Raw genomic sequence first — 24,810 nt, forward strand, 5'->3', positions numbered from 1 at the left:
TCATCAGGTCGTGGCCCTCCCGGCCAGCAGGTGGTCGACGGCGCCGCTGAACATGCGCCATTGATCGGTGAAGTGCTCCAGCGCCGCCTGCCCGGCGGCCGTCAGCTCGTAGTAGCGCCGCGGCGGTCCCGAGGTCGACTCGCGCCAGGACGTCGACACGAGCCCGTCGCGGCGCAGCCGGCTCAACAAGGGGTAGATGGTCCCCTCGCTGGTGACCATGCCCTCGACCTCGCCGAGGTCGCGGACCACGTCGAACGCGTAGCGCGGTTCCCCGGCCAGCAGCGCGAGCACGCAGAACTGGAGCGTCCCACGACGCAGCTGCGCCAGCAGCGCGTCGTCGGCGTCCGGTGCCATGCGGTGCAAGGTACCTGGTGCGACCGTGGCGCGTCAACGTTCAAGTACGCTTGAGGTCATGAGCAGGCTGCTCCCGATCGGCGAGGTCTCCAGGCGCTCCGGTGTTGCTGCGAGCGCGTTGCGGTTCTACGAGGAGCGGGGGTTGATCACGAGTGAGCGTGCGGGATCGGGGCACCGGATGTTCCCGCGGCCGGTGCTGCGGCGGATCGCGTTCATCGTGTTCGCCCAGAAGGTCGGGCTGACGCTCGACGAGATCGGCGCCGAGCTGGAGAAGCTGCCGCCGGACCGGGCGCCGACGCGCGCCGACTGGTCGCGGCTGAGCGCCGGCTGGTCGGGCCGGATCGACGAGCGGATCGCGGAGCTGGAACGGCTGAAGGCCGGCCTGGGCGAGTGCATCGGGTGCGGCTGCCTGTCGCTGGACCGCTGCAAGCTCGCCAACCCCGACGACCGCGCCGCCCGCGGCGGCCCGGGCCCGCGCTTCTGGATCAGCGCCCCGGGATGATCCGCAGCGCCGCGCGGTCGACCGCCGAGGCGGCACCGTCGGTGGCGGTCAGCGTCACGCCGTAGGTCGCAGCGCCGAGCTTCGGCAGCGCGATCTCCTTGCGCCCGCCGGTCTTGTACACCGCCTTGCGCGTCGCCACCGTCCTCGTCCCGCGCTTGACGCGCACGACGACCGTCGCGCCGCGCGTCACCACGAGCCGCAGGACCGTGCCCCGGACCGTACGGCCGGTGAGCTTGGTGGAGGCGAACGACGCCGCCAGCGTGGGGAGGAGGACGGGGCCCGCAGGGCCCGCGGGGCCGACCGGACCGGTCGCGCCCGCCGCGCCCGCGGAGCCGTTGACGCCGTCACGGCCCGCCGCGCCATCGGCGCCGTCCGTGCCGGAAGCGCCCGTGGCGCCCGTCAGGCCGGTCGCGCCGGTGAGACCCGTGGCGCCGGTCGCGCCCGTGGCGCCCGCCGCGCCCGCAGGCCCCGTCGCGCCCAGCGGATCCGGGATCCGCGCGCGCAGCCGGTTGGTGCCCGCGTCGCTGAAGATCGTCGACCCGTCCGGCAGGTCGATCGCCGCCCGCGGCGCGTTCAAGGACGCCAGCGCCGCCGGGCCCGCGTCGCCGCACAGCAGCGTCGCCGTCGCGCACGCCGCACCCGAGCCCGCGATCGTCGTGATCGTCCCGCTGGCGCTCACGCGCCGCACGCGGTTGGACCCCGTGTCGGCGATCAGGAACCCGCCCGTCGCGCCGGTCGGATCGACCGCGATCGACGACGGCGCGTTCAACAAGGACAACGTCGCCGGGCCGTAGTCACCGCACAACGAGCCGGCCGGGGTGCAGGCGCTGCCCGTGCCGGCAACAGAGGTGATCCCGCCGCCCGCGTCGACCTTCCGGATCCGGTTGCCGGTCGTGTCGGCGATCAGGAACCCGCCGCCCGCCAGCGCCGCGACGTCCAGCGGCGCGTTGATGGTGGCGTTGATCGCCGGCGCGCCGTCGCCCGTCGAGGACGCGGTGCCCGTGCCCGCCACCGACGACAGCGTCCCGCCGGTCACCGCGCGGATCTTGTTGTTGGTGGTGTCGGCGATCAGGATGGTCCCGGACGCGGTCACGCTCAGCCCCGAGGGACCGCTCAGCTGACCCAGCGTCGCGGCGGACCCGTCGCCGGTCGCGCCAGCGACACCCGTGCCTGCGAAGGCCGTGATCGCGCCGGAGGAACCGTCCACGAAGCGCACGCGGTTGCCGCCCGTGTCGGCGATGTAATAGGAGATCCCGTCCGGCGCCACCGCGACGTCGCGCGGGCCGCTGAGCTGCGCCAGCAGCGCCGGCCCCGTGTCGCCCGTGGACCCGGCCACGCCGGTGCCCGCGACGGTCGTGATCGTGCCGTCCGGGGCGATCTTGCGGATCTTGTTGTTGCCGGTGTCGGCGACGAGGATCGAGCCGTCGGCCAGGCGCGCGAGCCCGCGCGGGGCGTTCAGCGCCGCGGCGGGCGCCATCGAGCCGTCGCCGATCGCGCCGGCGGCGCCGGTCCCGGCACGCGTGAGCAGCACGTCTGCACGCGCGGCGGCGGGGGCGAGCAAGGGGAGCGCGGCGAACGCGGCAACGACCGCGAGGTGGCGAGGGCCGACGGTGAGCATACCCTCGTGGTCGGCATGTCCGACCTAGTACAGGCGTCCAAACGCGCCAACTGCAGAGGTTCGCGGTGGCAAAACCCCCGCGAACCCCACCAAACCTGCGACGAGCTAGCCCGCGAGCGGGTCGCCGCCGGAGAGCCCGGAGGACGACGACGGCGCCGCAGGGCTCGTGCCACCCGGCGCCTCGGGCGCCGCGAACGACGCGGCCGGCAGCCCGCCACCGCTCGACGGCGGCCCTTCGAGCACGCCGTTGCCGCCCGGGTTCGAGAACGCCGGGAACGCCTCGGTCAGCAGCAGGGCGTAGGGCATGATCCGCGTCTCGTAGGAGAGCCCGAGCTGCGTCATCTCCTGCAGGCCCTTGGGCTGCTTGCCCATGATCACGATCACGATCCACGACAGGAACGACCCGAACGTCCACACGAAGCGCATCGCGTAGCCGATGATCGCCACCGGGATCAGCAGGATGAAGCGGAAGAACGTCTTGACGCGGTCGTAGCCGTCCAGTCGCGGCGGGATCCTCAACTGCGCGGGGTAGGAGGTGTCGTCGCCGCTGAACGGCGGGTAGTCGTCGACCAGCAGCGACAGGTACGCGTTCACCCCGGTCGCGTACCGCGCGAAGCCTGCGACGAAGTTGTACAGGCCCTCCGGGTAGCGGCCGGTGATGACGATCGCGAACCACGCGATGAAGACCGCGATCTCGGCGAAGAACCCCCAGAACAGCAGCACGAAGAAGTGGGGGATCACCAGCAGGTAGCGGAAGAAGTTCGAGAGGCGCGAGCGCTTCTCGACGTATTGGGCCTCGAAGATGGGCTGATCGTTCACGGCCGCGAGCCTAACCGCACGGCGCGCCCGCGCAAAGGGGTGCTAACCGCCCGTTGACGATTCGGCTGCCATGCGGACGAAGACGTCCAGCGCCGCGGGGTTCGCGAGCGAGTCCCGGGACGCGGCGCGGTCCGCGGGCTGACCCATGAGGATGCGCTTGACCGGGACCTCCAGCGCCTTGCCCGAGAGCGTGCGCGGGACCTCGGCGATCCGCACGACCTCGTTGGGCACGTGGCGCGGCGAGCAGTCCTCGCGCACGCGGGTCCGGATCCGCGCGATCAACTCATCGCTCAACGAGACGCCCTCGCGCAAGACCACGAACAACGGCATCCAGCCCTCGCTGTAGCCCTCGCGGCCGGGAACATCCACAACAAGGGCGTCGACCACATCATCATCGGCCAGGACCGCGCGGTAGATCTCAGCGGTGCCCATCCGGATCCCGCCGCGGTTGATGGTGGAGTCGCTGCGGCCGTAGATGATGGCCGTCCCGCGCGGCGTGATCTCGATCCAGTCGCCGTGGCGCCAGACGCCGGGGAACAGCTCGAAGTAGGACTCGCGGTAGCGCGCGCCGTCCTCGTCGCCCCAGAAGAACACCGGCATCGACGGCATCGGCTCGGTGATCACGAGCTCGCCGACCTCGCCGGTCAGCGGCTCGCCGTCCGGCGACCACGCCTCGATCTTGGCGCCCAGCGCGCGGGCCTGGAGCTCGCCGAGGTGGACCGGGAGCGTGGGCACGCCGCCGACGAACGCGGAGACGACGTCGGTCCCTCCGCTCGTCGAGAACAACCACGTGTCCTTGCCCACGTGGTCGTAGACCCACTCGAAGCCCTCGGGCGACAGCGGCGAGCCGGTCGAGCCCACGGCCTTCAGCCTGCTCAGGTCGCGCTCGCCGCCGGCCGCGGGCTCGATGCCCGCCTTCATGCACGAGGCGATGAACGACGCGCTCGTCCCGAAGGTGGTGACCTCGGTCGCGGCCGCGAGGTCCCAGAGCCTGTCGAGCGTCGGGGTGCCCGGGTTGCCGTCGAACAGGACGATCGACGCGGGCGTCAGCAGCACGCCGACGAGGAAGTTCCACATCATCCAGCCGGTCGTCGTGAACCAGAAGACGCGGTCGCCCTCCTGGGCGTCGACGTGCAGGTTCATCAACTTGAGGTGCTCGAGCAGCACACCGCCCTGGCCGTGGACGATCGGCTTCGGCAGCCCGGTCGTCCCGGACGAGTAGAGCACCCACAACGGGTGGTCGAACGGCAGCTGGGCGAACTCCAGCGGCTCCTGCTGCTTGATCAGCTCGCGCCAGCCGACCACGTTGTCCAACGTGGTCTCGCCCTCGGCGCCGAGGTAGTCGAGCAGGACGACGTGGTGCAGCGAGGGGATCTCGGCGCGCAGGCCCGCGAGGACGTCGCGGCGGTCGAAGTCCCTGCCGCCGTAGCGGTAGCCGTCGACGGCGATCAGGACCTTCGGCTCGATCTGCGCGAAGCGGTCGACGACCGAGCGCGCGCCGAAGTCCGGCGAGCACGACGACCACGTCGCGCCCAGCGCGGCGCAGGCCAGGAACGCCGCGACCGCCTCCGGGATGTTGGGGATGTAGGCGGCGACGCGGTCGCCGGGTTCCACACCAAGATGCTTGAGGCCCGTGTAGATCCGGGCGGTCATGTCGCGCAGCTCGCCCCACGTCATCCAGTCCTGCTCGCGGACCTCGGAGGCGTGCTGGAGCGCGAGCGCGCTGTCGGTCTTGCCGGCGAAGACGTGCTCGGCGTAGTTGAGGCGCGCGCCCGGGAACCACTCGGCGCCGGGCATGGCGCGGGCGCCGAGGACGCTCGTGTAGGGCTGCGAGGCGCGGACCTCGAAGAACTCCCAGATCGCCGCCCAGAAGCCTTCGAGGTCGTCGACCGACCAGCGCCACAGGGCGTCGTAGGAGGCCGTCACGTCGACCCCGCGCGTGGCCGAGGCCCAGCGCGCGAAGCGGGTGATGGTCGCCTGCTCGATCCGCTCCTCGGTCGGCGCCCACAGCACCGTCGGCTCGTCGCTGGCCATCAACCCGGAACTCTTTCACACCGGCCGGGCGGGGTCGCGAGGTCCGGACCGATAGCGTGCGCCACGCCATGGACGCCACCGCTCTCGCACTCGCCGGCGCCGCCGAGCAGGCCCGCCTCATCGCTGCCGGGGAGGTGTCGTCCCGCGAGGTCGTGGAGGCGACGCTGGCCCGGATCTCCGCGGTCAACCCGCAGCTGAACGCGTACCGCGTGGTGCGGGGAGAGCTGGCGCTGGCCGAGGCCGCGCAGGCCGACGCGCGGCGCGGCGCGGGGCAGGACTCCCGGCCGCTGCTGGGGGTCCCGGTGGCGATCAAGGACGACGTGGACGTCGCGGGCGAGGCGACCGCGTGGGGGACGGCGGCGCATGCGGGGCCGGTCGCGCGGGATGCGGAGGTGGTCCGGCGGTTGCGGGCCGCCGGCGCGGTGATCGTGGGCAAGACGCTGGTGCCGGAGCTGACGATGCTGCCGGCGACCGACACCACGACGTTCGGCTCGGCGCGCAACCCGTGGGACCTGGGGCGGACCCCGGGTGGGTCGTCGGGTGGTTCTGCGGCCGCGATGGCCGCGGGCTTGGCGGGCGTTGCGCTGGGGTCCGACGGCGCGGGGTCGATCCGGAACCCGTCGGCGTGGACCGGGCTGTTCGGGCTGAAGCCGACGCGCGGGCGCGTGCCGGTCGCGCCGCACGACGACGCGTGGCAGGGGCTGAGCGTGAACGGGCCGATGGCGCGGCGCGTCGCCGACGCAGCGCTGTTCCTGGACGCAACGGTGGACGGCGGGTCGAGCGCGTTCTCGGAGGCGGCCACGCGGGAGCCGCGGCGTCTTCGGGTTGCTGTGAGCACGAAGGCGATGCCGGGCGCGCTGCCGTTCCTGGGGCGCGAGGAGAAGCGCTACGTGGGGGAGATCGCCGAGCTGCTGCGCGCGCTGGGGCACGAGGTCGTCGAGCGCGATCCGGAGTACCCGGCGTCGCTGTATCCCGCCGCGATGGTCCGGGTGCTGCGAGGCGTGAGCGACGATGTGAGTGCGTCGATGCCGTACCCCGAGCGGCTGGAGGCGCGGACGCGCCGGGTCGCCGCGCTGGGCGGTGCGATGCCGGCGGGGCTGGTGTCGTGGGCGCGTGGTGCGGAGCGCGCGCAGGCGCAGGCGCTGGGGCGGCTGTGGGACGAGTTCGACGTGCTGTTGACGCCGTGCGCGGCGAACGGGCCGTACCGAGTTGGCGTGGTCGGTCGCTGGGGCGCGGCGCAGTACCTGGCGCGCGCGTCGGAGCGGCTGTCGTGGATGCCGGCGTGGAACGTGACCGGGCAGCCGGGCGCGGCGGTCCCGGCGGGGCTGGACGACGACGGGCTGCCGGTGGGCGTGCAGCTCGTGGGGCGGGCCGGCGAAGACGAGTTGTTGGTGTCCTTGTCTGCGCAGCTGGAGCGCGCGCGGCCGTGGATCGACCGCGGGCCGAAGGGGATCTGAGATGGCCGCTGAGAGCGAGCTCCTGGACATCGCGGTGGACTGCGCACGGACGGCGGGCGCGCTGCTGCTGGAGCGCTTCGGGAGCGAGCGCGTGCTGGCGACGAAGTCGACGTCGACCGACCTCGTCAGCGCCGCCGACCTCGCCGCCGAGGAGGCGATCCGCGGGATCCTCGCGCGCCGCGCGCCCGACGACGCGATCATGGGCGAGGAGGGCGACGACACGCCCGGGACGTCCGGCCGCCGCTGGGTCGTCGACCCGCTCGACGGGACCGTGAACTACTTGTACGGGTTGCCCCAGTGGTGCGTGTCGATCGCCTGCGAGGACCTGGCGGCGGCGGTCTACGACCCGACGCGCGACGAGCTCTTCACGGCGACGGCGAGCGGGCCGGCCGAGTGCAACGGCATCACCCTGGCGCCGGAGCCACCGGAGGACCTGGCCCACGCGCTGGTGGCGACCGGCTTCGGCTACGACGCCCAGCGCCGCGCGCTGCAGGCCGACGTGGTGTCGAAGGTGATCCCCGCAGCCCGCGACATCCGCCGCGGCGGCTCCGCCGCCCTCGACCTCGCCTGGACCGCCGCCGGCCGCCTCGACGCCTACTACGAACGCGGCGTCAACCTCTGGGACGTCGCCGCCGGCGAGCTCATCTGCACCCGCGCAGGCCTGACCGTAACGCGCCTCGAGCCGTCCGGTGATCTGCCCTGGGGCACCTGCACCACCGCGCCCTCGATCTCACCGGACCTGCTGGCGCTGGTCGCCTAGCGCCTCTCGGCACACGCGGTAGAGGAGTGCATCGGGCAGCGCCACCCGTCGCAGCCGCGCCCGCACTCCCGCCACCGCTAGGCCGATTTTGCGGCCCGGATCGTCAGGCGCGGCGAGATGGCCCGCAAAATCGCCCTAGCACCGGGGATCCTCTAGGCGCGGTGGGTGATGCGCTCCGGCTCGAGCGTGAACTGGACGCGGGTCTCGGTGTCGGTGTGGCCGGGGTAGACGTCGGCGTCCATGTACTTCTTGGCGAGGGCGTCGATGCCGGCGTCGGCGTTGGTGTTGTCGTCGCCGACGAGCTTGGCGGTGACGGAGACGAACTCGTAGGGGTTGCTCGCGTTGGCCCAGCTGAGGGTCGCGCGGCCGGCCTTGCGCAGGAGCTTGGGCCAGGTGCGGCCTTCGGCGGAGTTGACGATCACGTTGCCGTCGGAGTCGACGTCGGACCAGATCACGACGGAGAGGATCGAGCCGTCCTCGCGTGGCACGGCGAGGTGGGCGTAGTTCTTGTCGGCGACGATGGCGCGCGCGGCGCCTTCCAGAGCAGGCATGCGGTCCTCTTTCAGCGTGACGGTTTCGTGCTCAACCTAGCGCGTGCGTAGCGTGCCGCCAGCCGCTGGAACACGCCGCCGTCGGTCTTCTCGGACGTCGTCCCGTCCGCGCCGCCGCCGAACAGGAACGCGATCACGCCCGCGTCGCGGTAGGCCCTGCGTGTCCTGGGGTCCGGCCCGAGCAACCTCTGGACGTGCGTGTCGCGGTACCTGCTCTTGGTGTTGGGAAGGTGGGAGTTGCCGAGCGGTATCTGCCACATCACCAGTGGCAGCCTGGTCACCGCGTGCATGCCGCGCAGCCAGCGCTCGTCGCGCGCGTAGTCGCCGGCGGTCCACCTGGAGTGCCCGTGGTCGTGGTTGACCTTCAGGTCGAAGCCGTCGTCGCGGTCGCTCGGATCGCTGAACACCAGGTCGAACCGCGCATGCAGGTTGTTGTAGAACGTGCCGCTGTGCCCCGCCAACCCGTCGACGGCCTTCAGCGACGGGTTCTGCTGGACCGGGTCGGTCCCCGTGCCCCACGTGGACATGTGGTACCCCAACTTGACCTCGGGCGCGATCACGTCGCGCAGCCGGACCAGCGCCTGCGCGAAGCCCGCCGCGGTGTCGGGCAGCCCGCCCAGCCGTGGGTCTCCGGACGACGCCACCGCCGCCGGGACGCTCGCCGGGTCGTTGCTCGCGCCCGCACGCTGCTCGACGTAGCCCCAGAGGTCCGGCTCGACGTGCACGACCGCCCGGCGGCCCTTGTCCTCGTCATGGACGCGCCGCAGCGCCAGCGCGAAGTCGTTGTAATAGGCCTTCATCGTGTCGGCGTCGTCCAGGTTCGCGAGGTCCCTCTCGGCCTCGCCCTTCCCGTCGCCCGCGCCGCGGGACGGCAACAGCTGGTAGTACGTGAGCACCGGCGTCACGCCCGCCTGCCGCGACTCGGCCACGTACCTGGAGGCGAACGTCCCGTCCGGGTTCCACGTGCTCCACCCGGACCCCGTGTTCACGCCGCCCGCGAGGTACTGGTAGCGCCACGTCGCGTGCTCGGCCCGGACGTGCTGCGCCCCGCCGGGCTGCGACGCCAGCCCCAGCTCCACGTGCGCGGGCGCCCAGGACGGCAGCGCGATCGCGGCAGCGGCGGCCAGCGCGGCGGGAACGATCACGCGCGCCAGGCCACGTCGACCAGTGGCGCGGTCCGGTAGGCGATCGGTTGCGACAGCGCGATGTAGCTCGTCGAGCGGCGGATGGCGTTGTTGGACAACAAGCGGTTCACGATCTCCTGCAGGTGTTCGGTGTCGCGGGCGACGATCCGGCACAGCAGGTCCGATGGCCCGCTGGTCGCCGTCGCCTCGAGGCACTCCGGCGTCGCCTCCAGCACCGCCACGGCCTCCTTGAGCCGGCCCTGCGCGATCTGCAGGAAGACGAACGCCAGGACGTGGTACCCGAGGCGGCCGGGGTCAACCTCCGGGCCGTGCCCGCGGATGACCCCGCGGTCCTCCAGCTTGGCCAGGCGCGCCTGGACGGTCCCGCGCGCGACGCCGAGCCGGCGCGAGGCCTCCATCAGCCCGAGGCGCGGCTCGTCCCGGAGCAGCGCGATCAACCGCGCGTCGAGCTCGTCGATCTCGCTGGTCATGTTGCACAGCCTAGACCGCGAACCGCTGTACGAGTTGCGCAGAACGCCTCGTTCCCGTTGCGCGTCCTGGGCAGCGGTGGTCTCCTTGGCTGCATGTTCGAGGAAGCCCAGCTGTACTCGCCGGTGACGCAGGGCGAGGACGGGCGGGTCGAGGTCCATCTGGGCGCCGACCATCCCGGGTTCCACGACGAGGCCTACCGCGCGCGGCGCAACGCGATCGCGGCGGGGGCGGTGGCGTGGTCGCCGGGTGACCCGGTCCCGCAGGTCGCCTACACCGAGGCCGAGAACGCGATCTGGGCGACGGTCTCGCGCGAGCTGCACGTCAAGCACGAGAAGTACGCCTGCGCGGAGTACCTGCAGGCCAAGGAGGCGCTGGGCCTGCCGGAGGACCAAGTGCCCCAACTCGACTTGGTGTCCTCGAGGCTGCAGCCGCTGACCGACTGGTCCTACTGGCCCGCGCCCGGTCTGGTGGAGCTGCGCGAGTTCTACGGGTCGCTCGGCCAGCGCGTGTTCCACTCGACGCAATATGTACGCCATCCCAGCGAGCCCCTGTACACGCCCGAGCCCGACGTCATCCACGAGGTCATCGGGCACGGCAACATGCTGGCCTCGCCGCGCTTCGCGGGGCTCAAGGAGGCGGCGGGCAAGGCGGCGCTGCGGGTGGAGACGCCTGAGGCGCTGCAGGCCATCGCCGACGTCTTCTGGTTCACGCTCGAGTTCGGCGTGCTCTGGGAGGGCAGCGAGTTGAAGGCCTACGGCGCGGGCATCTTGTCGTCCTACGGCGAGATCGAGGAGTTCCGCGGGATGGAGATCCGGCCGCTGGACTTCGCCGAGATGGCGTCGATCGAGTACGACATCACCAAGTACCAGCCGGTGCTCTACGCGGCGGCGTCGATGGACGAGCTGGAGAGCCGCGTGGGGGAGTTCTTCGCCACCGCGGACGACGACACGCCGGCGCGCCTGGGCGCGGGCGGCGGCGTCGCGGCAGGGAGCTGACACTCGGGGCGCTCAATGACGGCGCGCGGGCGGTCGATGTCCAAGGTGATGCCGCCTGTCTCGACCGTCCCCGTCGATCGCGCCCGCCCGTTCGCGATCGACGAGCTGTTCTTCTCCACCACCGACGCCAAGGGCGTGATCCGTTCCGGCAACGACGTGTTCGCACGCGTGTCCGGGCTCGAGTTGGAGGACTTGGTCGGCAAGGCCCATAACGTGGTCCGCCACCCGGACATGCCGCGCGCGGTGTTCCGGACGTTCTGGGACGCGCTGGGCGCGGGCCGGGGCGTGGCCGCGTACGTCAAGAACCTCGCGGCCGACGGCGCGTACTACTGGGTGATGGCGTTCGCGGTCCCGGCCGCCGACGGGTTCGTGTCGGTGCGGCTGAAGCCGTCGAGCCCGCTGTTCGAGGTCGCGCAGCGCGTGTACCGCGAAGTGTTGGCGGTCGAGCGCGTGGTCGAAGGCGACGACGTGCGCAGGCGCAAGCCGGCGATCGAGGCGGGCGTGGCCAAGTTGGAGGAGCTCCTCGCTGCCGAGGGGTTCGGGTCGTATCGCGAGTTCATGTACGCCGCGCTGACCGCCGAGGTGGCGGCGCGCGCGGCGGCGGTGTCGGTGGTCGAGGGCGGGCGCGGGCCGGCGGACGACGCCGCGGCCGACGAGGACCCCGCGCTGCTCGCGTGCCGCGGCGCCGAGCACGCGCTGGAGCGACTTGTAGGAGATCTCGAGCGCTACGCCGAGCTGGCCGTGTCGCTCGGCGAGAAGTCGGAGTTCGTGCTCGGGCTGGCCGAGGAGATCCGGCTGTTCGCGCTGAACGCGGTGCTGTCGAGCGCGCGGCTGGGCGAGGAGGGGCACGCGCTGGGCGCGGTCGCCGAGATCCTCGGGCGGCGCAGCGACGAGGCCGAGCCCGCGATCCGGGCGCTGACCGAGGACATCCACGAGGCGATCACGCTGCTCGGCGCGATGGGCTTCCGGATCAGCGCCAGCAAGGTGATGACCGAGATGGTGTCGGTGTTCCTGGCGGATCTGCGCGAGTCGGAGTCGTCTCCCGCCTCGCTGGCGACCGAGCTGACCGCGCTGGCCGCGGCGCTGGCCGACTCCGGCGAGCGGCTGGCGGCGTCGATCACGGCGTTCGCGGACCGCGTGCGGGCGATCGAGTCCGGAGTCCGGAAGGTCGACGGCGAGCTGAAGGTCGTCCGGGCGCTGGAGGTCAACGGCCGCGTCGAGGGCGCGCGCCTGAACGACGACGCGATCTCGTCGCTGTTCTCGACGATCGCCCACCAGGTCACCGACGCGCGCGAGCAGCTGCAGACGTTCACGACGCTGCGCAGCGCGACCCGCGCCGACGAGGCACCGCGCGAGGCCGCGGCGGTTCAGGGCGCGATCCGCTCCGCGGCCGACGCGGTGCAGGCGCTGGCCGCGGCGTAGGCCGAGGGCATAGCACGACGGCCCTGGACGCTCGTTGGATGCAGCTGCAACGGCGGCCAGTTCCATTGGCGCGAGGGCGCCGTTTGGTGATGACGCGGCGCATGAGAGCAACCGGACTCGCGACCGTCCTCTAGACCGCTGCCCTTAGGCGTTTAGTCGTCGTCTTCGGTGGCGCGCCTGACGACCTCGTCGAGGGCGCGCTCGGCCCGAGCACTGTCATCATCATCCACTTCGAGGACCAAGTTGAGCTCGATGACGACCGGATTGGACTCGGTAGCGCTTTCGAGTAGCGCCGGGAGTTCACCGAATTGCGTAGCGACATCGACGATGAAGTCGCGGGTTCGGCGAACAGGGAGGTTCACCATTGATGCTGACGCATCGATCGCGTCGCTCCATATGCGCGGCACGGAGGTGTTTCGAAGCTCAGCAGACCAGTCGAGCAGAGCCTCATACACGCCCAAGATGCTGTTTGCGAGGTGCGTGATCCGAACCGGATCGCCGGGCTGTCCAGGCGCGCCAAAGGCCTGCTCCTGGGTCTCTGCGCTGAGTAGCCGGTCCAGCGCCGTCAGCTGACGGGTCACTACGCCCATCTGACGACTCACGAAGTCGGCGACCTCGTCGTCGGGAACATCACGGCGTCGTCCGCGTGCAAGCTGCAACTCCTGGTCGTGCCATTTTGGTTCCAGCCGGAGCCGACCTTGCTCAAGGACACCGGCGAACAACATGTACTCCCAGGCTCGTGGTCTCTCCGAAGCCATCCGATGCTGTTCAGCCTCGCTCGTCGGGAGTGTTGACTCCGTCGCGTCGACCACAGGCTGCACGACCGATTCACGCTTCAGGCCGGCTTGGGCACCGCGCTCTGCCCTCCGGAGTGCCGCGTCCAACTTGCGGGCGACATCTGCGATGCCTTCGCTCGTTGGTGCTCCAAGGCGGTCTGCAAGGATCGGCATATGTTCAACGAGGAACGCACGGTCGACCTCGTGCCATACGGGCAGGATCACCTTGCTTCGTGATTCGACTTCCCGCGCTGCCAGTCCGGCCAGCTCGCTGATTGCCCATTGTTTTTGGAAGAAGCGCGGGCTGAGGACGACGACGCCAAAGCGACTCTTCGCGAGTGCCCCGTTGATGGTGTTGTGGAGGCTGTCGCCAACGGTCAATTCGAGTTCATCGAGCCAGACGTCCCAACCGAGGTCATCGAGCGCTGCTGCCAAGGGGCGAGCCACGGCTGCCTTGTCCTCACTCGCGTGCGAGATGAACACGTCGCTTACCTCGTGGCTGACCGCAGCATCGTCCATGGGCGCGGTATTGCTTTTGCGGAGCTTTTCCGACTCTGCGCGAAAGAGCGCTGCGTCCTGGCGTCCTGCGGCTGTCAATCGCCAGCCATGAACTGACTGAAGCCAGAAGCCATCCCAGAGAGCCGGCTCGGCAACCCCCAGGTTCGCCGGACCGTGAGCAACAAGGCCTTCTGCGTCAAGCTTCTGCAGACTCTGCGCCACCCAGTCGATGCCGTCTCTATCGACGGCGCCTGCGGCGACGCAGATCTCGAATACGCCGTAGCCAGTCTGCAATTTCAGCCGCAAGTTCTCATCGTGCTCAGCGCGATCCAGAGCGTCGAGGATCTCCGACGATGAGGGGAATCGGCCGGACGCCATGGTCAGACGATCTCGAGCGTTGCGAACACGCTCGAAGTATCGGTCACCCGACGGATGTGACGAACGCGGTGCCGATCCGGCGGCGCCGCGGCGCCGCAGTACCCGGGGTGGGATTCGAACCCACACGCCCTTGCGGGCAGAGGATTTTGAGTCCTCCGTGTCTACCGTTCCACCACCCGGGCAGGGAGGCGGTGGGGAGTTTAGGCGGCTGAGGCCGCCGGTGTGCGCTCGACTTCGACGTTCCAGGCCTGGCCGAAGGCGCGCATCGCGAAGGCGATGAGCAGGACCTGGACCGGGATGATCAGCGCGGTGATCAGGCCGAGGACCCCGGCGTTGATCGACGGCTGGGCGAACCCGTCGTGGTCGCGGTCGTACCAGCCGGGCACGGCGACGGCGGCGAAGATCAGCAGCAGGATCGCCAGCGCGGCGGCCACCGGCAGGACGCCGCGGTTCCACCTCGCCACGTAGAAGGCGATGATCAGGTACAGCAAGATGTAGGCGATCTGGACCGGCTTCGCGCCCTCGAGCGCGTCCCAGCCACCGATCGTCACGACCAGCATCAGCCCGACGCTGACCAGCAGCAGGATCAGCACGACCGACTTCGTCGCCTTCGACGCCGCTTTCTCGCGGTTCGGGTGCTCGATGACCACGTCGTTCTCCTCCATCCCGCGCCGACCATACAATCCCCGGCGGTTGCGCGCGACGGTCCCGGCCCTCGACGCACCACATGCGGGCGTGGCGAAACTGGCAGACGCGCGAGGTTTAGGTCCTCGTGGCCCTTGGCCGTGGGGGTTCGAGTCCCTCCGCCCGCATGGATCCGGTCAAGATGTAGAAGTTGCTCTCGCGCGGTGCGTGCGGGAGTAGACTGGGGGCTCGGGCTTCCAACGAAAGGGTCTCTCCGATGACCCGCTCCTCCCGCTCCTCTGGCGCTGGCCGGCATGGCCGATAGCCACATCTCGCTCCTCGAGGCGATCGCGCGGCATCAGCAGCGCAGGGTCGACCGCCTCGACGCCGGCCCCGGGCCGGACCACTCCACCGGGCGGCGCGCCCAGCTCACCAGGGTCGCCGGCCGCGCGCGTGCGCAGGTGACGGCCGCCGCCGCGCGGCGGCGCCTGCCGCCGGATCGCTGATCGCGATGGCCACGGACCGCAGAGCAGCCGACCTCGCCGCCGAGGCACGGCATGCCGCCGAGAGGGTCGCGCTCTACCAGCAGCGCATCTACTCCGGACGCGCGGACGGGCGGCGGCTGCCCGAGCTGCAGCGCGCCGCGGCCGGCGCCGCCGACCGCGCGGCGCGCGCCCGCCGGGAGGCCGAGGACGACGCCACGGAGCCGGAGCCCGCGGCGGGCTGACGGCGTCAGCGGCCCGCGAGGATCGCGGCCTTCTGCTGGGCGAACTCGTCGTCGGTGAGGACGCCCTGGGAGTGCAGCGACGCGAGGTCCTTGAGCTGCTCGATGCGGCGGTCGGCGGCGTCGCCGGACGTCGGCGCAGGCGCCGCCGGCGCGGCCGCCTGCTGCTCGTAGGCCTGGGCCTCCGCCTGCTGCTCGGCGTTCGCGTACTGCCTGCGCCGCACCGCGCCGCCGACGGCGGCACCGGTCCCGGCGACGACCGCGGTCCGGGCCGCGAGGCCGAGCAGGCCGGGGCGGCCGATCCGTGGGCCCATGAGACCCGGGCGCATGAACAACGGCATGGGGTCGCTCCTCCGCTCAGGAGACCGACGACAGCGCGCTCGCTGCCTCGGCCCCGTCGACATGATGGCGAACGGCGATCCGCCCGTTCCCGGCGTCGATCGCCGCAGCGACCGGTCGCGCCCACAGGTGCTCGTAGACGACCAGCACCGCGGACCGCCCGGGCGTGACGGCCTCCGCGATCGCCGCGACGTCCTCGTCGTTGACGAGCCCGTGGACGTCGCCGTCCAGCGCGGTCCAGACCGCCGCGGCCTCCGCGTCGAGGTCGGTGATCTCGACGCTCTCGACCGCCCCGTCCTCGTCCCGGCTGACGACGAGCATGTCGATGATGTGGATCGTGCCGGCCGCGACCGCCTCGCCCAGCGCGGCGGCGACCGCGCTGTCGTCTCCGCGGTCGATCTCGATCGCGAGGACGTCGACCGGACCTGTCGTTTCGCTCATGCTCGGCATCCTCGGAGGCCGCGAGGTGAGCCCGCGCCACCCGCGGCGGGTGAGCCGCACCGCTCAGGACGTCAGAGCGTCTTGAGCATCACGTGCAACCCGACGTAGCCCGCGCTCGGGCTCCGGAACGCCTCCGGCACGGTCCCGATGATGGCGAAGCCGAGCGCCTGCCACAGCCTCACGGCCCCGACGTTGGACTCGACCACCGCGTTGAACTGGATCGCCCGGAACCCGGCGGCGCGCGACCAGGCGATCATGTCCTCGCCGAGCGCGCGGCCGACGCCCTGGCCGCGGGCGTCCGGCGACACCATGAACGACGCGGTCCCCACGTGTGCGCCGTTCCCGCTGCGGTTGGCGGACATCTTGCTCGTGCCGAGGATCGCGCCGTCGTCGCCGACCGCGACCGCCACGCGCGCCGGCGGCCGCTCCATCCACAGCGCGCGGCCCTCGTCGTAGCCGGTCTCCAAGTCATAGGCGTAGGTCTCGCCCGCCCGGACGATCGCCTCGAAGATGGGCCAGATCTCGGGCCAGTCGGCGGCGGTCGCGTCGCGGATCTCCATGGCCGACATGCTGACCGGTCCGGCGGCTAGCGTGCCGCGCCGTGAAGCTCGTCGCCGCCCTCATCGCCCTCCTGCTCGCGGTGCTCGCGGCCCCGAGCGCCGGTGCGTCGAGGATCCAGACGTTCCGGACGCCCTCCGGCCACATCGGCTGCGCCTACGACACCACCATGTTGCGTTGCGATGTTGATGATGTCGCTCACGCGCCCGCGCGCCCGAGGTCCTGCAAGCTCGACTACGGCTCGGCGTTCGTCCTCAACAAGACCGGCCGCGCCAGGCGCCTCTGCGCCGGCGACACCGCGCTGGACCCGGACGCCAGGGTCCTGGTCTACGGCAAGACCAAGCACTACGGCCCGTTCACCTGCACCTCGAAGACGACCGGCCTGCGCTGCACGACCGCCGCCGGCCACGGCTTCGCGCTCTCCCGCGCGACGCAGCGCCTGTTCTAGGCGGGCGCGAGCGTGAACCAGAACGTCGCGCCGCCGTCCGGCGCCGCGCGGCCCCACAGCCGCCCGCCGTGGCGCCCGCAGATCCGGACCGCCAGCGCCAGCCCGGCGCCGGTCCCCGGATGCTCGTCGCGCCCGACCAGCCGCCCGAAGATCTCCAGCGCCTGCGCGGGCAGCGCGCCGCCGTCCCTCCAGCCGGCGCCGTCGTCGGCGACGAACCACGCGCCGGCATCGGCGTCCCAGCCGACCTCGACGCGCGTCGCGCCGAACTTCACCGCGTTGTCGAGCAGCTCCAGCAGCAGCCGCCGGACCAGCACCTGATCGCCGACCGCGCCCGGCATCCCGTCGGCGATCACCCACTCGACGTCACGCCCCACCGGCACGCTCGGCCCCAGCACCGCGGCGATCAGCTCGCGCGCCAGCACGCCGACATCCAGCTCCCGCGCGGCGAGCGGCACCCGCGTCACGCGCGCGACGTCCACGACGTCGTCGAGCAGCTCCGCCAGCTCGGTCCCCGCGTCGCGTACCAGCTCCAGGAAGCGCCGCGTCTCGTCGGGCAGGACGCCCACGCGCTCCTCGCTGAGCAGGATCCGCGAGAACCCGTCGATCGCGCGCAGGGGTGCGCGGAGGTCGTGGGAGAGGGCGGAGGCCAACGCATCCAGCTCCGCCCCGAGGTCAAGTCCGTCCGATCCGCTCATCGTCGTCTGCTGAGCTACCTTTGATCGACGTGCCGGAAACGCAGCGATCGATCGTGGTGGTGGAGGACCACCCGACCGTGCGTGAGGGTCTCTGCCTCGTGCTCGAGCGAGAGGGCTTCGCCGTGGTCGGACGCGCAGGGACCGCCGAGGCGGGCCACGCGGCGATCGTCGCCACCGGGCCGGACGTCGCGCTGGTCGACGTCGACCTGCCCGACGGCTCCGGCGTCGAGCTGACCCGCCGGCTGCTGCGCCGCGACGCGCGCCTCGGCGTCCTGCTCTACACCGGCGTCGAGGACCCGGCGATCCTGGAGGACGCGCTCGCGTCCGGCGCGCGCGGCTTCACGCTGAAGACCTCCGAGCCCGCGACGGTCCTCAACGCGGCGCGCGCGGTCGCGGCCGGCGGCAGCTTCGTGGATCCCGCGGCGCGCTCGCTGATCGCGGCCGCCCAGCCGGATGGCATGGGCCCGCGCGTCCGTATCCTGACCGTTCGGGAACGCGAGGTGCTGGAGCGGCTCGCGGACGGGCTGTCGGTCGAGGAGATCGCCGCCGATCTCGTGCTGTCGACGGAGACGATCCGGACCCACGTGCGCAACGCGATGGGCAAGCTGCAGACGCGCACGCGCGCGCATGCGATCGTCGTGGCGCTGCGCCGCGGCGAGCTGGCGCTCTGAAGACCCGAGCGGGCGGCGGTCGCCTACAATGCGCCCCTGCTGGGGGACTGGTGTAGTGGTAACACGACGGTCTCCAAAACCGTAACTCGAGGTTCGATTCCTCGGTCCCCCGCTGCCCCGGGAACGCGCCAGTTCCCTGAAGCTGTCCGGGAACCGCGGTTTCTCCAGGCGTTTCGCCGGGGAAAGACCACCAACATGAGGGTTGGACTGGTACTCGGTGCGGGTGGCGTGGTCGGCGCGGCGTGGCTCATCGGCGCGCTGGAGGCGCTGGCGGCCGAGACCGGATGGGATCCCACGTCGGCCGAGCAGATCGTGGGCACGTCGGCCGGATCGGTGGTCGGCGCCCTGGTCGCCGGCGGGATCGCGCCGGAGTACCTGGCGGCCTACTCGTCGGGGCGCACGCTCGACGAGGTCGAGGACGTCGACGGCCGCGTCGCTGCGATGGCGGCGAGGATGGGCGGGCGCGAGAAGCTCGACGAGGTCGCCGAGCGGCTGTCGGGCGACCAGCTGAAGCTGAAGCTCGCGCTGCCGCCGATTGGGCCCGGCTCCTGGCGGATGGCGCTGAGCACGCTGCGCCACCCGCGGTCGCATCCGGCCTCGGCGATGCTTGCGGGTTGGCTGCCGCGCGGGTTCGTCTCGACGCAGCCGATCAGCGACCTCGTGACGACCTTCGTGGACGGCGACTGGCCGGACCATCCGGGCTTCTGGGCGGTCTCCGCCGACTACCGCGACGGCTCGCGGACGGTCTTCGGCCGTGAGGACGCGCCCGCGCGCGCCACGGTCGGCGAGGCGGTCGCCGCGTCGTGCGCGATCCCAGGCTTCTACCACCCGGTCTGCATCGGCGGGCGGCGCTACGTGGACGGCGGGGTCTGCTCGCTGTCGAACCTGGACCTGCTCGCAGGCCGCGGCCTGGACCTCGTGATCTGCCTGAACCCGACGTCGTCGCTGGCCGAGGCGATGGGCGGGACGCCCGCCGAGCGCGTCGGCGGCGTGATGCGCGCGATGAGCGGGCGGCGGCTGGGCCACGAGGCGCGCAGGCTGCGCGCGGAAGGCACCGAGCTGCTGCTGCTCCAGCCGACGCGCGAGGACGTCGCGGGGATGGGGCTGAACCTGATGGCGCGCGGGCGGCGCGTCGAGGTGATGGAGCGTGCGCGGAGGACCACGGCGCTCGCGCTGCGCGACCTGCGCGGCGGCGACCAGCTGATGCCGGCGCGCAACAGGAAGCGCCGGCGGCGCGCGGCGGCCGCGACTGCGGCTAGGGCTGCGGCGGCGAAGCGGTCGTTGCAGGCGGCCTGAACGAACGTCGAGGGCGTGGCGACGCTCCGGTTGCCAGCGCGTCGCTGAGGGAATACCGTTCCACGTACCTGCGCGGTGCCTGGAGGAGGGGTCGCGCGTCCTCGAACGGATTCGATTGGTGTGCTGCTGATGAAGCGCCTGCTGTCCCGCCACATGGTCGTGGCTCTGCTGGTCCTGACGACGTCGGTCCTCGGCGGTCTCAGCCTGGCGGTCGTCGCCTTCGGCCAGGGCACGTCGACCGATCCGGACGCGACGGTGCCGGTCGGCGACTACACGGGCACGACCCCGTCGACGTCCACCACGACGTCGACCGCGCCGCTGTCGGGCTACACGACCACGACGCCGACGACGACCACCACGACCACGACGTCGACGTCGACGACCGAGACGACGTCGCCGACGAGCACCACCGAGGGCACCACCACGACCGGCGGGACCAAGGGCGCGACCGCGCACGGCAGGAGGGACGTGACGATCCCCAGCGGCGGCGGCACGCAGCCGTCGAAGGCGACCGGCAGGGCGCCGACGAAGCTGGCGTTCACGGGCGGCGAGCCGATCCTGATCGGCGCCTTCGGGGCCGCGCTGATGCTGACCGGCGTGGCGCTGCACGAGCGCCGGCGGCGGCGCGCGTCGGGCGAGTTGTAGTTGTAGGACTACGCGGTCGTTCCGGGGGCGGCCGCGCCGCGCGGCGTGGCGCTGACGAGGCGCGCGACCGCGACGATCCGCTGCGCCGCGCTGTAGAGCGGGTGGCACGCGGTCAGGACCAGGCGGGGCGTCGTCGTGGTGGCCGACTGCAGGACGGCGGCGTCCGACGGCTTGACGATCTTCAGGCCCTCGACGCGGTAGACGAAGCGGCCATAGGGCATCGTGACGGTGATCGCGTCGCCGCGGCGCAGGGCGTCGATGTGGCGGAACGGCGCGCCGTAGGTGGTGCGGTGGCCGGCGATGCCGGTCGTCCCGGGCTGGCCGGGCAGGGCCGTCCCGGAGTAGTGGCCGGGACCCTTGGCGAGGCTGCTGGCGCGCGTGCCCTGGACCATCACGTACGTCGCGTGGATGCGCTTGATCGTGAGCTTGCCGAGCGGCTTGCCGGCGCGGGTCGTGCCCTCGAGCCGCGCCGCGAGCGCGCGCATACGCTGGGCGGGTGAGGTGACGGTCTCGGCGTTGGCGCCGGCCGCGTCGGCGGCTTGGGGTGTGGCGTAGGTCGCGTCGAGCTTGTCGAGGTCGCCGTTGAGCGCGGCCTGCTCGTGGCTGGCCCAGAGGGCGGAGACCGGCTCCTGCCAGACGACCGTGGCGACGGCGTCGCCGACGGCGAGCGCGCCGGCGGCCATCAGGACGGCGGGCAGGCCGGGCCGCAACGCGCGGAGCCGCGCGGCGCGGGGGACGGGGGTGGCCCGCGCGCTGGGCGCGTCCGGCTCCGCGGCGAGCGCCGCGTCGCCTTCCGGATCCGGGACCGGCGCGAGCGGCGGCACGGAGGCCGCGGCTTCGCCCGCGTCGACGCGGGCGCGCAGCGCGGCGATCTCGTCGCCGAGCGCGGCGATCCGGGCGGCGAGGCTCGCGACGCGCGGGTCCGGACCGACCGTCGCGCCCGGCTCCAGGAACCACTGGCCGTCGCCGACCGCCAGGTGCAGTGGCACCTCGAAGTCGACGCCGAACGCGGCGCCGTCGCCGCGCACGACCGGCGTTCCGGGCACCGCCGCGAGCCGGACCCAGCGGCCGCCGTCGGCGGCCAGCAGCGTCGGTGGGGCGGTCGCGGGCGCGCCGGCGCGGGCACGGCCCAGCAGGCGGACGAGCGCATGGCCCGGTCCTCCGCCCGCGTACTGCGCCTGTGCGACGTCCAACGTCATCAGATCCCTGGTCCGGCCCTCCTGGCCGCAACCGTGGGAGCGAGTGTACGGGCCCGAACGGTCGCCGGAAAGAGGTGCAGCTACGCGTGCTTGGCGATCAGGTACTCGGCCACGCGCTGCGACGCGGTGCGCAGGCGGCGGAAGTACGTCGCGCGCGAGACGTGCAGCTCGTCGGCCGCCAGCTCGTGGCTGCCGGAGGGGTCGAGGTAGCCACGCTGGACGATCCTGCGCAGCAGCTGCTCGTCGGGCGAGTCGCCGAAGGCGTTGGCGACCGCGTCCTCGACCTCGGCGCGGACCGACGCCGCGCGCTCCTCGGTCGTCGTGCCGCTCGCGAGCGGCGAGGCGGCGAGCTCCAGCGGCTGGTGCATCGTGCGCAGCGCGTCGCGGACCGCCTCGAGCGTGACCGGCTCGCGCGCCTCGGCGGCCGCGACGATCCCGAACGCGGTCGCGTCGTCGTCGTCGACCTCGACCTCGGCGAGCGGGACCACGTCGGCGCCGATCCGGATCGGCCCGGGCTCCAGCCCCAGCTCGCCGTAGACCGCGGCGCGCATCGAGCCGAGGATCCCGTCCGTCGCGTGGTCGATCACATGGCATTGCGTGATCTTCCCGCCGAGCACGAGGTCCAGCTCCGAGATGTGCTGGGTGTTGACCGCCTGCGCGAACGCGACCGCCGCTTCGTTCGCCGGATCGATCGGGATGTACGACCACCGCGGGTTCTTGAGCCCGGACCGCAGGATCGCCGCCGTGTTCAAGATGGACAGGATCGGCGACGCGAGGTCCCCGTGCTGGACGAAGTCCAGCGAGTCGCGCCAGATCAGGACCTCCTCGCCGGGGAACGTCGCGCGCGCGTGCGTCAGCCACGGACCAAGGACGACATCTTGCTCGCAGACCGGCGGCGCGTTGTCGGGTGTGACGGCGATCGCCATGCCGCACAGGGCGTCGCGCGCGTCGCGGACCGTGACGACGCGCTCCGGCGCCTGCTCCAGGATCGCCTTCGAGACGTCCCACCAGTCCTCGCCGCCGGGCATGTCCATGAAGCGCTCGCGCGCGACCGGCGCGTCGTCGGGGCGGTAGAGGTCCGCGCGGTGGGTGGTCGAGCCGTCGGCGCCGAAGCCCCAGCGGACGGCCGGGTTGTCGAGCAGCTCGGCCATGTCGACGATCGTGCGCGTGCCCGCGGTCAGGCCGCGGACGAAGAGGTGGTCGGCGACGCGGCGGCGCAGCTCCTGGTCGCGCGTGGCGTCGCGGGCGCGGAGGTCGGAGCGCATCGCCTGGCGGACGATCTCGTGCAGCGCGACGCCGCCGGAGACCGGTTCAGAGAACGTTCGTTCTTGCAGCCAGGCGTAGGCGGCTTCCGGGTCGACGTCGGGGAGGACGTCCCGGAGCATGTCGGCGCTGCACGCGCGCGCGATCGCGGCGACGGCGACGACGTCGAGGTTGCCGCCGTCCAGCTCGGTCCGGGCGACGCGGTGCAGGATCGCCTGGACGAGGTTGGGGTGCTGGTGGACGCGCTCCGGGGCCCAGGCACCGCCGTCGCGGTGGGCGGCGTCGGCGGCGAGCGCGAGCGCCAGCGGCGAGCCGTCGGCCCAGGCGATCAGCTGCTGGGCCAGCGCGCCGTCGGCGAGGCCGTGGGCCTGGACGAGCGACAGTGCCGCGTCGGCGGGCATGGGGTCGAGCTTCAGCTCGACGCTCAGCCGCTCCCAGCCGTTCTCGAACCAGCCGGGCTCGGGCGCGGCGCGTCCGGAGAGGACGACGATCGAGTGCGCGGGGAGGCTCGGGAGGAGCCGTGCGCGGAGCCACCCGGAGGCGGCGGTCATGCGCTCGTAGGTGTCGAAGAGGATCAGCGGGTGGTCGGACTGCGTGACGTCGCCGAGCGCCGACTCGATCTCGCCCGGGACGGGCGCGAGGTCGCGGCCCTCGATCAGGCGCGGGGTCCAGCCCTTGCGCGAGGCGCGGCGGGCGACCTCCCGGAGCAGGGTCGACTTGCCGATGCCGCCGGGACCGTGGACCAGGACCACCTGGGCCGGCGGGTCGTCGGCGAACAGCGAGTCGAAGAAGGCGAGCTCGGGCTCACGGCCCACGAAGCGCTGCTCGTCCCGGGCGGCAAGTCGTTCGGCGAGGGTGCTGGACACAGAGGGTTCGCGGTTAAGCGTGTCATGCCTGTCCACTTCTTTGGGCGCCATCCATAGACTTCCCGGCCGTATGGGTGGGGTTTCCGAGGTGTTCCGCGCCGGCTTGCTGGCCGGCCAGACAGCGATCGTGACGGGTGGCGGGACGAACCTCGGGCGGCAGGCCGCCGGGGAGCTGCTGGCGTGCGGGGCCGACGTGGTGATCGCGGGGCGGCGCGAGGAGGTGCTGGCGGATGCCTGCTCGGTGTTGGCGTCTGACCGCGTCTCCTGGGTGAGCGGGGACATCCGGGAGCCGGCCGACGCCGCCCGGATCGTGGAGGCGGCGATTGAGCGCCACGGCCGGCTGGACCTGCTCGTCAACAACGCCGGCGGGCAGTACTTCGTGCCGGCCGAGTCGATCGCCGCGAAGGGCTGGCGCGCGGTGATGCGGCTGAACGTCGAGGGGACGATGACGATGTGCGGGGCCGCGCGCGACGCGCTGGCGGGCGGGGGCGGGGGCGCTGTGGTGAACGTGACCGTGAGCCCCCACCACGGGATGCCGGCGATGGCGCACACGGGCGCGGCGCGCGCGGCGGTCGAGGCGCTGACGTCGGAGCTCGCAGCTTCGTGGGGTCCCGACGGGATCTCCGTCATCGCGGCGGCAATCGGCCGCTTCGACACGGAGTCCTTGCGCAAGTACCCCGAGGTGGTGTGGCGCGGGGCGGCGCGGAGCGTGCCCCTCCAACGCCTCGGCACCATGCAGGAGTTCGCCTGGCTCGTCGGGATGCTGGCATCTCCTCTCGGCCGGACGTTGAGCGGCACGACCGTCACCCTCGACGGAGCCGCCGACAACTGGTGGGGCGCCTGGCCACCCGCCGCGATCACCGACGCCGGCTCGGTCCCCACCGAGGCCCGTCGCCCAACCTGAGTAGACTGCGGAGCTAGCCCGCGGGCGAGGTGTCAACGGCTGCACGGGAGCCTTCCAAGCTCTAGGAGCGGGTTCGAGTCCCGTCGCCCGCTTTCACCTCACATAGCCACGGGGAGTGGCGCAGTCTGGTAGCGCACCCGGCTGGGGGCCGGGCGGTCGCAGGTTCAAATCCTGTCTCCCCGACTACACGAAAGGCCCGCATTCGCGGGCCTTTCGCGTTTTCGAAGGCGCTAGTAGAACCCTCACAACAGCGAGCACGACTTTCGATCGGAGCGATTCGGGATCGTCTGCTTGTCGCGCCGCGAGCAGTGACGACCGCTTCTTGCGCCCATACGCCCAACGCCGTCCACCGAGTCG

27 protein-coding genes and 5 tRNA genes are annotated in these 24,810 nt (G+C 72.3%); 16 read left to right on the top strand and 16 right to left on the bottom strand.

Features of this window, described 5'->3' with window-relative positions; translation table 11 throughout:
* Positions 1-3: 3 nt before the first annotated feature.
* Entirely contained in the window at positions 4-354 is a 351-nt protein-coding gene (locus H030_RS39145; protein WP_027006905.1) for a PadR family transcriptional regulator, read from the bottom strand.
* A 58-nt stretch (positions 355-412) separates the two neighbouring features.
* Here H030_RS39145 and soxR point away from each other — a divergent pair, with 58 nt between their 5' ends.
* On the top strand, positions 413-856 hold the full coding sequence (soxR, locus tag H030_RS0116375) for a redox-sensitive transcriptional activator SoxR (RefSeq protein ID WP_027006906.1): 444 nt from the start codon (positions 413-415) through the stop codon (positions 854-856).
* Here soxR and H030_RS40475 read toward each other — a convergent pair.
* The 3 genes from H030_RS40475 to H030_RS0116390 form a co-directional block, all read right to left on the bottom strand.
* On the bottom strand, positions 840-2,474 hold the full coding sequence (locus H030_RS40475) for a hypothetical protein (protein WP_051222900.1): 1,635 nt from the start codon (positions 2,472-2,474) through the stop codon (positions 840-842). The two genes, soxR and H030_RS40475, sit on opposite strands and share 17 nt — an antisense overlap.
* A gap of 105 nt (positions 2,475-2,579) precedes the next feature.
* Positions 2,580-3,293 (bottom strand): DUF4389 domain-containing protein, encoded by a 714-nt coding sequence (locus tag H030_RS0116385; RefSeq protein ID WP_027006907.1) that lies wholly within the window; start codon positions 3,291-3,293, stop codon positions 2,580-2,582.
* 42 nt (positions 3,294-3,335) lie between these two features.
* The gene (locus H030_RS0116390) at positions 3,336-5,327 is read right to left on the bottom strand and encodes an acetoacetate--CoA ligase (RefSeq protein ID WP_231398458.1); all 1,992 of its coding nucleotides are present in this window, start codon (positions 5,325-5,327) and stop codon (positions 3,336-3,338) included.
* A 68-nt stretch (positions 5,328-5,395) separates the two neighbouring features.
* Here H030_RS0116390 and H030_RS0116395 point away from each other — a divergent pair, with 68 nt between their 5' ends.
* A complete protein-coding gene (locus H030_RS0116395) occupies positions 5,396-6,784 on the top strand; it encodes an amidase (RefSeq protein WP_027006909.1) in 1,389 nt (462 codons plus the stop codon).
* Between the two features lies 1 nt (position 6,785).
* Positions 6,786-7,544 carry an inositol monophosphatase family protein gene (locus tag H030_RS32785; protein ID WP_035127840.1) on the top strand — a complete coding sequence of 253 codons (759 nt, stop codon included), beginning with the start codon at positions 6,786-6,788 and terminating at the stop codon, positions 7,542-7,544.
* 152 nt (positions 7,545-7,696) lie between these two features.
* Here the strand turns inward: H030_RS32785 and H030_RS32790 are convergent, their stop codons facing one another.
* The 3 genes from H030_RS32790 to H030_RS0116415 are packed head-to-tail and all read right to left on the bottom strand — an operon-like array spanning position 7,697 to position 9,710.
* Positions 7,697-8,095, bottom strand: coding sequence for a hypothetical protein (locus tag H030_RS32790; RefSeq protein WP_051222902.1), 399 nt, complete (start codon positions 8,093-8,095; stop codon positions 7,697-7,699).
* 11 nt (positions 8,096-8,106) lie between these two features.
* The gene (locus H030_RS0116410) at positions 8,107-9,240 is read right to left on the bottom strand and encodes a hypothetical protein (protein WP_027006910.1); all 1,134 of its coding nucleotides are present in this window, start codon (positions 9,238-9,240) and stop codon (positions 8,107-8,109) included.
* Positions 9,237-9,710 (bottom strand): Lrp/AsnC family transcriptional regulator, encoded by a 474-nt coding sequence (locus H030_RS0116415; RefSeq protein WP_027006911.1) that lies wholly within the window; start codon positions 9,708-9,710, stop codon positions 9,237-9,239. Before H030_RS0116415 ends, H030_RS0116410 begins: the two co-directional genes overlap by 4 nt.
* Before the next feature lie 93 nt (positions 9,711-9,803).
* Here H030_RS0116415 and H030_RS0116420 point away from each other — a divergent pair, with 93 nt between their 5' ends.
* Positions 9,804-10,706: a phenylalanine 4-monooxygenase gene (locus H030_RS0116420; protein ID WP_027006912.1), complete on the top strand. Its 903-nt coding sequence runs from the start codon at positions 9,804-9,806 to the stop codon at positions 10,704-10,706.
* A 48-nt stretch (positions 10,707-10,754) separates the two neighbouring features.
* Positions 10,755-12,128 (top strand): PAS domain-containing protein, encoded by a 1,374-nt coding sequence (locus tag H030_RS37285; RefSeq protein WP_196809155.1) that lies wholly within the window; start codon positions 10,755-10,757, stop codon positions 12,126-12,128.
* Positions 12,129-12,280: 152 nt separating this feature from the next.
* On the opposite strand, the gene H030_RS37290 is transcribed toward H030_RS37285, so the two are convergent.
* From H030_RS37290 to H030_RS0116440, 3 genes are all read right to left on the bottom strand, one after another.
* Positions 12,281-13,780 (bottom strand): toll/interleukin-1 receptor domain-containing protein, encoded by a 1,500-nt coding sequence (locus H030_RS37290; RefSeq protein WP_051222907.1) that lies wholly within the window; start codon positions 13,778-13,780, stop codon positions 12,281-12,283.
* A 99-nt stretch (positions 13,781-13,879) separates the two neighbouring features.
* Positions 13,880-13,962: transfer RNA gene (locus H030_RS0116435), tRNA-Leu, on the bottom strand.
* Positions 13,963-13,980: 18 nt separating this feature from the next.
* On the bottom strand, positions 13,981-14,445 hold the full coding sequence (locus H030_RS0116440) for a hypothetical protein (RefSeq protein WP_027006913.1): 465 nt from the start codon (positions 14,443-14,445) through the stop codon (positions 13,981-13,983).
* Between the two features lie 64 nt (positions 14,446-14,509).
* Between H030_RS0116440 and H030_RS0116445 the strand changes: the two genes are divergently transcribed.
* The 3 genes from H030_RS0116445 (at position 14,510) to H030_RS0116455 (ending at position 15,131) form a co-directional block, all read left to right on the top strand.
* Positions 14,510-14,592, top strand: a tRNA-Leu gene (locus H030_RS0116445).
* A gap of 126 nt (positions 14,593-14,718) precedes the next feature.
* Positions 14,719-14,910, top strand: a complete 192-nt coding sequence (locus H030_RS0116450; protein ID WP_027006914.1) for a hypothetical protein — start codon at positions 14,719-14,721, stop codon at positions 14,908-14,910.
* 5 nt (positions 14,911-14,915) lie between these two features.
* Positions 14,916-15,131, top strand: a complete 216-nt coding sequence (locus tag H030_RS0116455) for a hypothetical protein (RefSeq protein ID WP_027006915.1) — start codon at positions 14,916-14,918, stop codon at positions 15,129-15,131.
* Between the two features lie 5 nt (positions 15,132-15,136).
* On the opposite strand, the gene H030_RS0116460 is transcribed toward H030_RS0116455, so the two are convergent.
* The 3 genes from H030_RS0116460 to H030_RS0116470 form a co-directional block, all read right to left on the bottom strand.
* Positions 15,137-15,469, bottom strand: a complete 333-nt coding sequence (locus tag H030_RS0116460) for an SHOCT domain-containing protein (RefSeq protein ID WP_231398459.1) — start codon at positions 15,467-15,469, stop codon at positions 15,137-15,139.
* Positions 15,470-15,485: 16 nt separating this feature from the next.
* Positions 15,486-15,908 (bottom strand): DUF6325 family protein, encoded by a 423-nt coding sequence (locus H030_RS0116465; protein WP_027006917.1) that lies wholly within the window; start codon positions 15,906-15,908, stop codon positions 15,486-15,488.
* Positions 15,909-15,979: 71 nt separating this feature from the next.
* The gene (locus H030_RS0116470) at positions 15,980-16,468 is read right to left on the bottom strand and encodes a GNAT family N-acetyltransferase (protein WP_027006918.1); all 489 of its coding nucleotides are present in this window, start codon (positions 16,466-16,468) and stop codon (positions 15,980-15,982) included.
* A 41-nt stretch (positions 16,469-16,509) separates the two neighbouring features.
* Between H030_RS0116470 and H030_RS0116475 the strand changes: the two genes are divergently transcribed.
* A complete protein-coding gene (locus tag H030_RS0116475) occupies positions 16,510-16,914 on the top strand; it encodes a DUF6636 domain-containing protein (RefSeq protein WP_051222909.1) in 405 nt (134 codons plus the stop codon).
* Here H030_RS0116475 and H030_RS32805 read toward each other — a convergent pair.
* The gene (locus tag H030_RS32805) at positions 16,911-17,609 is read right to left on the bottom strand and encodes a sensor histidine kinase (protein ID WP_051222910.1); all 699 of its coding nucleotides are present in this window, start codon (positions 17,607-17,609) and stop codon (positions 16,911-16,913) included. The two genes, H030_RS0116475 and H030_RS32805, sit on opposite strands and share 4 nt — an antisense overlap.
* 59 nt (positions 17,610-17,668) lie before the next feature.
* On the opposite strand from H030_RS32805, the gene H030_RS39150 reads away from it, so the two are divergent.
* The 4 genes from H030_RS39150 (at position 17,669) to H030_RS0116500 (ending at position 20,221) form a co-directional block, all read left to right on the top strand.
* A complete protein-coding gene (locus tag H030_RS39150) occupies positions 17,669-18,280 on the top strand; it encodes a response regulator transcription factor (RefSeq protein ID WP_269208544.1) in 612 nt (203 codons plus the stop codon).
* 41 nt (positions 18,281-18,321) lie between these two features.
* A tRNA-Trp gene (locus H030_RS0116490) sits at positions 18,322-18,392 on the top strand.
* A gap of 83 nt (positions 18,393-18,475) precedes the next feature.
* Positions 18,476-19,576 (top strand): patatin-like phospholipase family protein, encoded by a 1,101-nt coding sequence (locus H030_RS0116495; RefSeq protein ID WP_081690862.1) that lies wholly within the window; start codon positions 18,476-18,478, stop codon positions 19,574-19,576.
* Between the two features lie 129 nt (positions 19,577-19,705).
* Positions 19,706-20,221, top strand: coding sequence for a hypothetical protein (locus H030_RS0116500; RefSeq protein ID WP_155892095.1), 516 nt, complete (start codon positions 19,706-19,708; stop codon positions 20,219-20,221).
* An 8-nt stretch (positions 20,222-20,229) separates the two neighbouring features.
* Here H030_RS0116500 and H030_RS37295 read toward each other — a convergent pair whose 3' ends face one another.
* Together H030_RS37295 and H030_RS0116510 are read right to left on the bottom strand one after the other, a co-directional pair.
* Positions 20,230-21,420, bottom strand: coding sequence for a sortase (locus tag H030_RS37295; protein ID WP_051222913.1), 1,191 nt, complete (start codon positions 21,418-21,420; stop codon positions 20,230-20,232).
* A gap of 80 nt (positions 21,421-21,500) precedes the next feature.
* Positions 21,501-23,549, bottom strand: coding sequence for an ATP-binding protein (locus tag H030_RS0116510; protein ID WP_196809157.1), 2,049 nt, complete (start codon positions 23,547-23,549; stop codon positions 21,501-21,503).
* 70 nt (positions 23,550-23,619) lie between these two features.
* Here H030_RS0116510 and H030_RS0116515 point away from each other — a divergent pair, with 70 nt between their 5' ends.
* The 3 genes from H030_RS0116515 (at position 23,620) to H030_RS0116525 (ending at position 24,636) form a co-directional block, all read left to right on the top strand.
* Positions 23,620-24,453, top strand: a complete 834-nt coding sequence (locus tag H030_RS0116515; RefSeq protein WP_027006924.1) for an SDR family oxidoreductase — start codon at positions 23,620-23,622, stop codon at positions 24,451-24,453.
* A 20-nt stretch (positions 24,454-24,473) separates the two neighbouring features.
* A tRNA-Gly gene (locus H030_RS0116520) sits at positions 24,474-24,545 on the top strand.
* A 17-nt stretch (positions 24,546-24,562) separates the two neighbouring features.
* Positions 24,563-24,636: transfer RNA gene (locus tag H030_RS0116525), tRNA-Pro, on the top strand.
* The last annotated feature ends 174 nt before the right edge of the window (positions 24,637-24,810 follow it).

Origin of the sequence: Conexibacter woesei Iso977N, assembly GCF_000424625.1 — a bacterium.
Classification (GTDB): domain Bacteria; phylum Actinomycetota; class Thermoleophilia; order Solirubrobacterales; family Solirubrobacteraceae; genus Baekduia; species Baekduia woesei_A.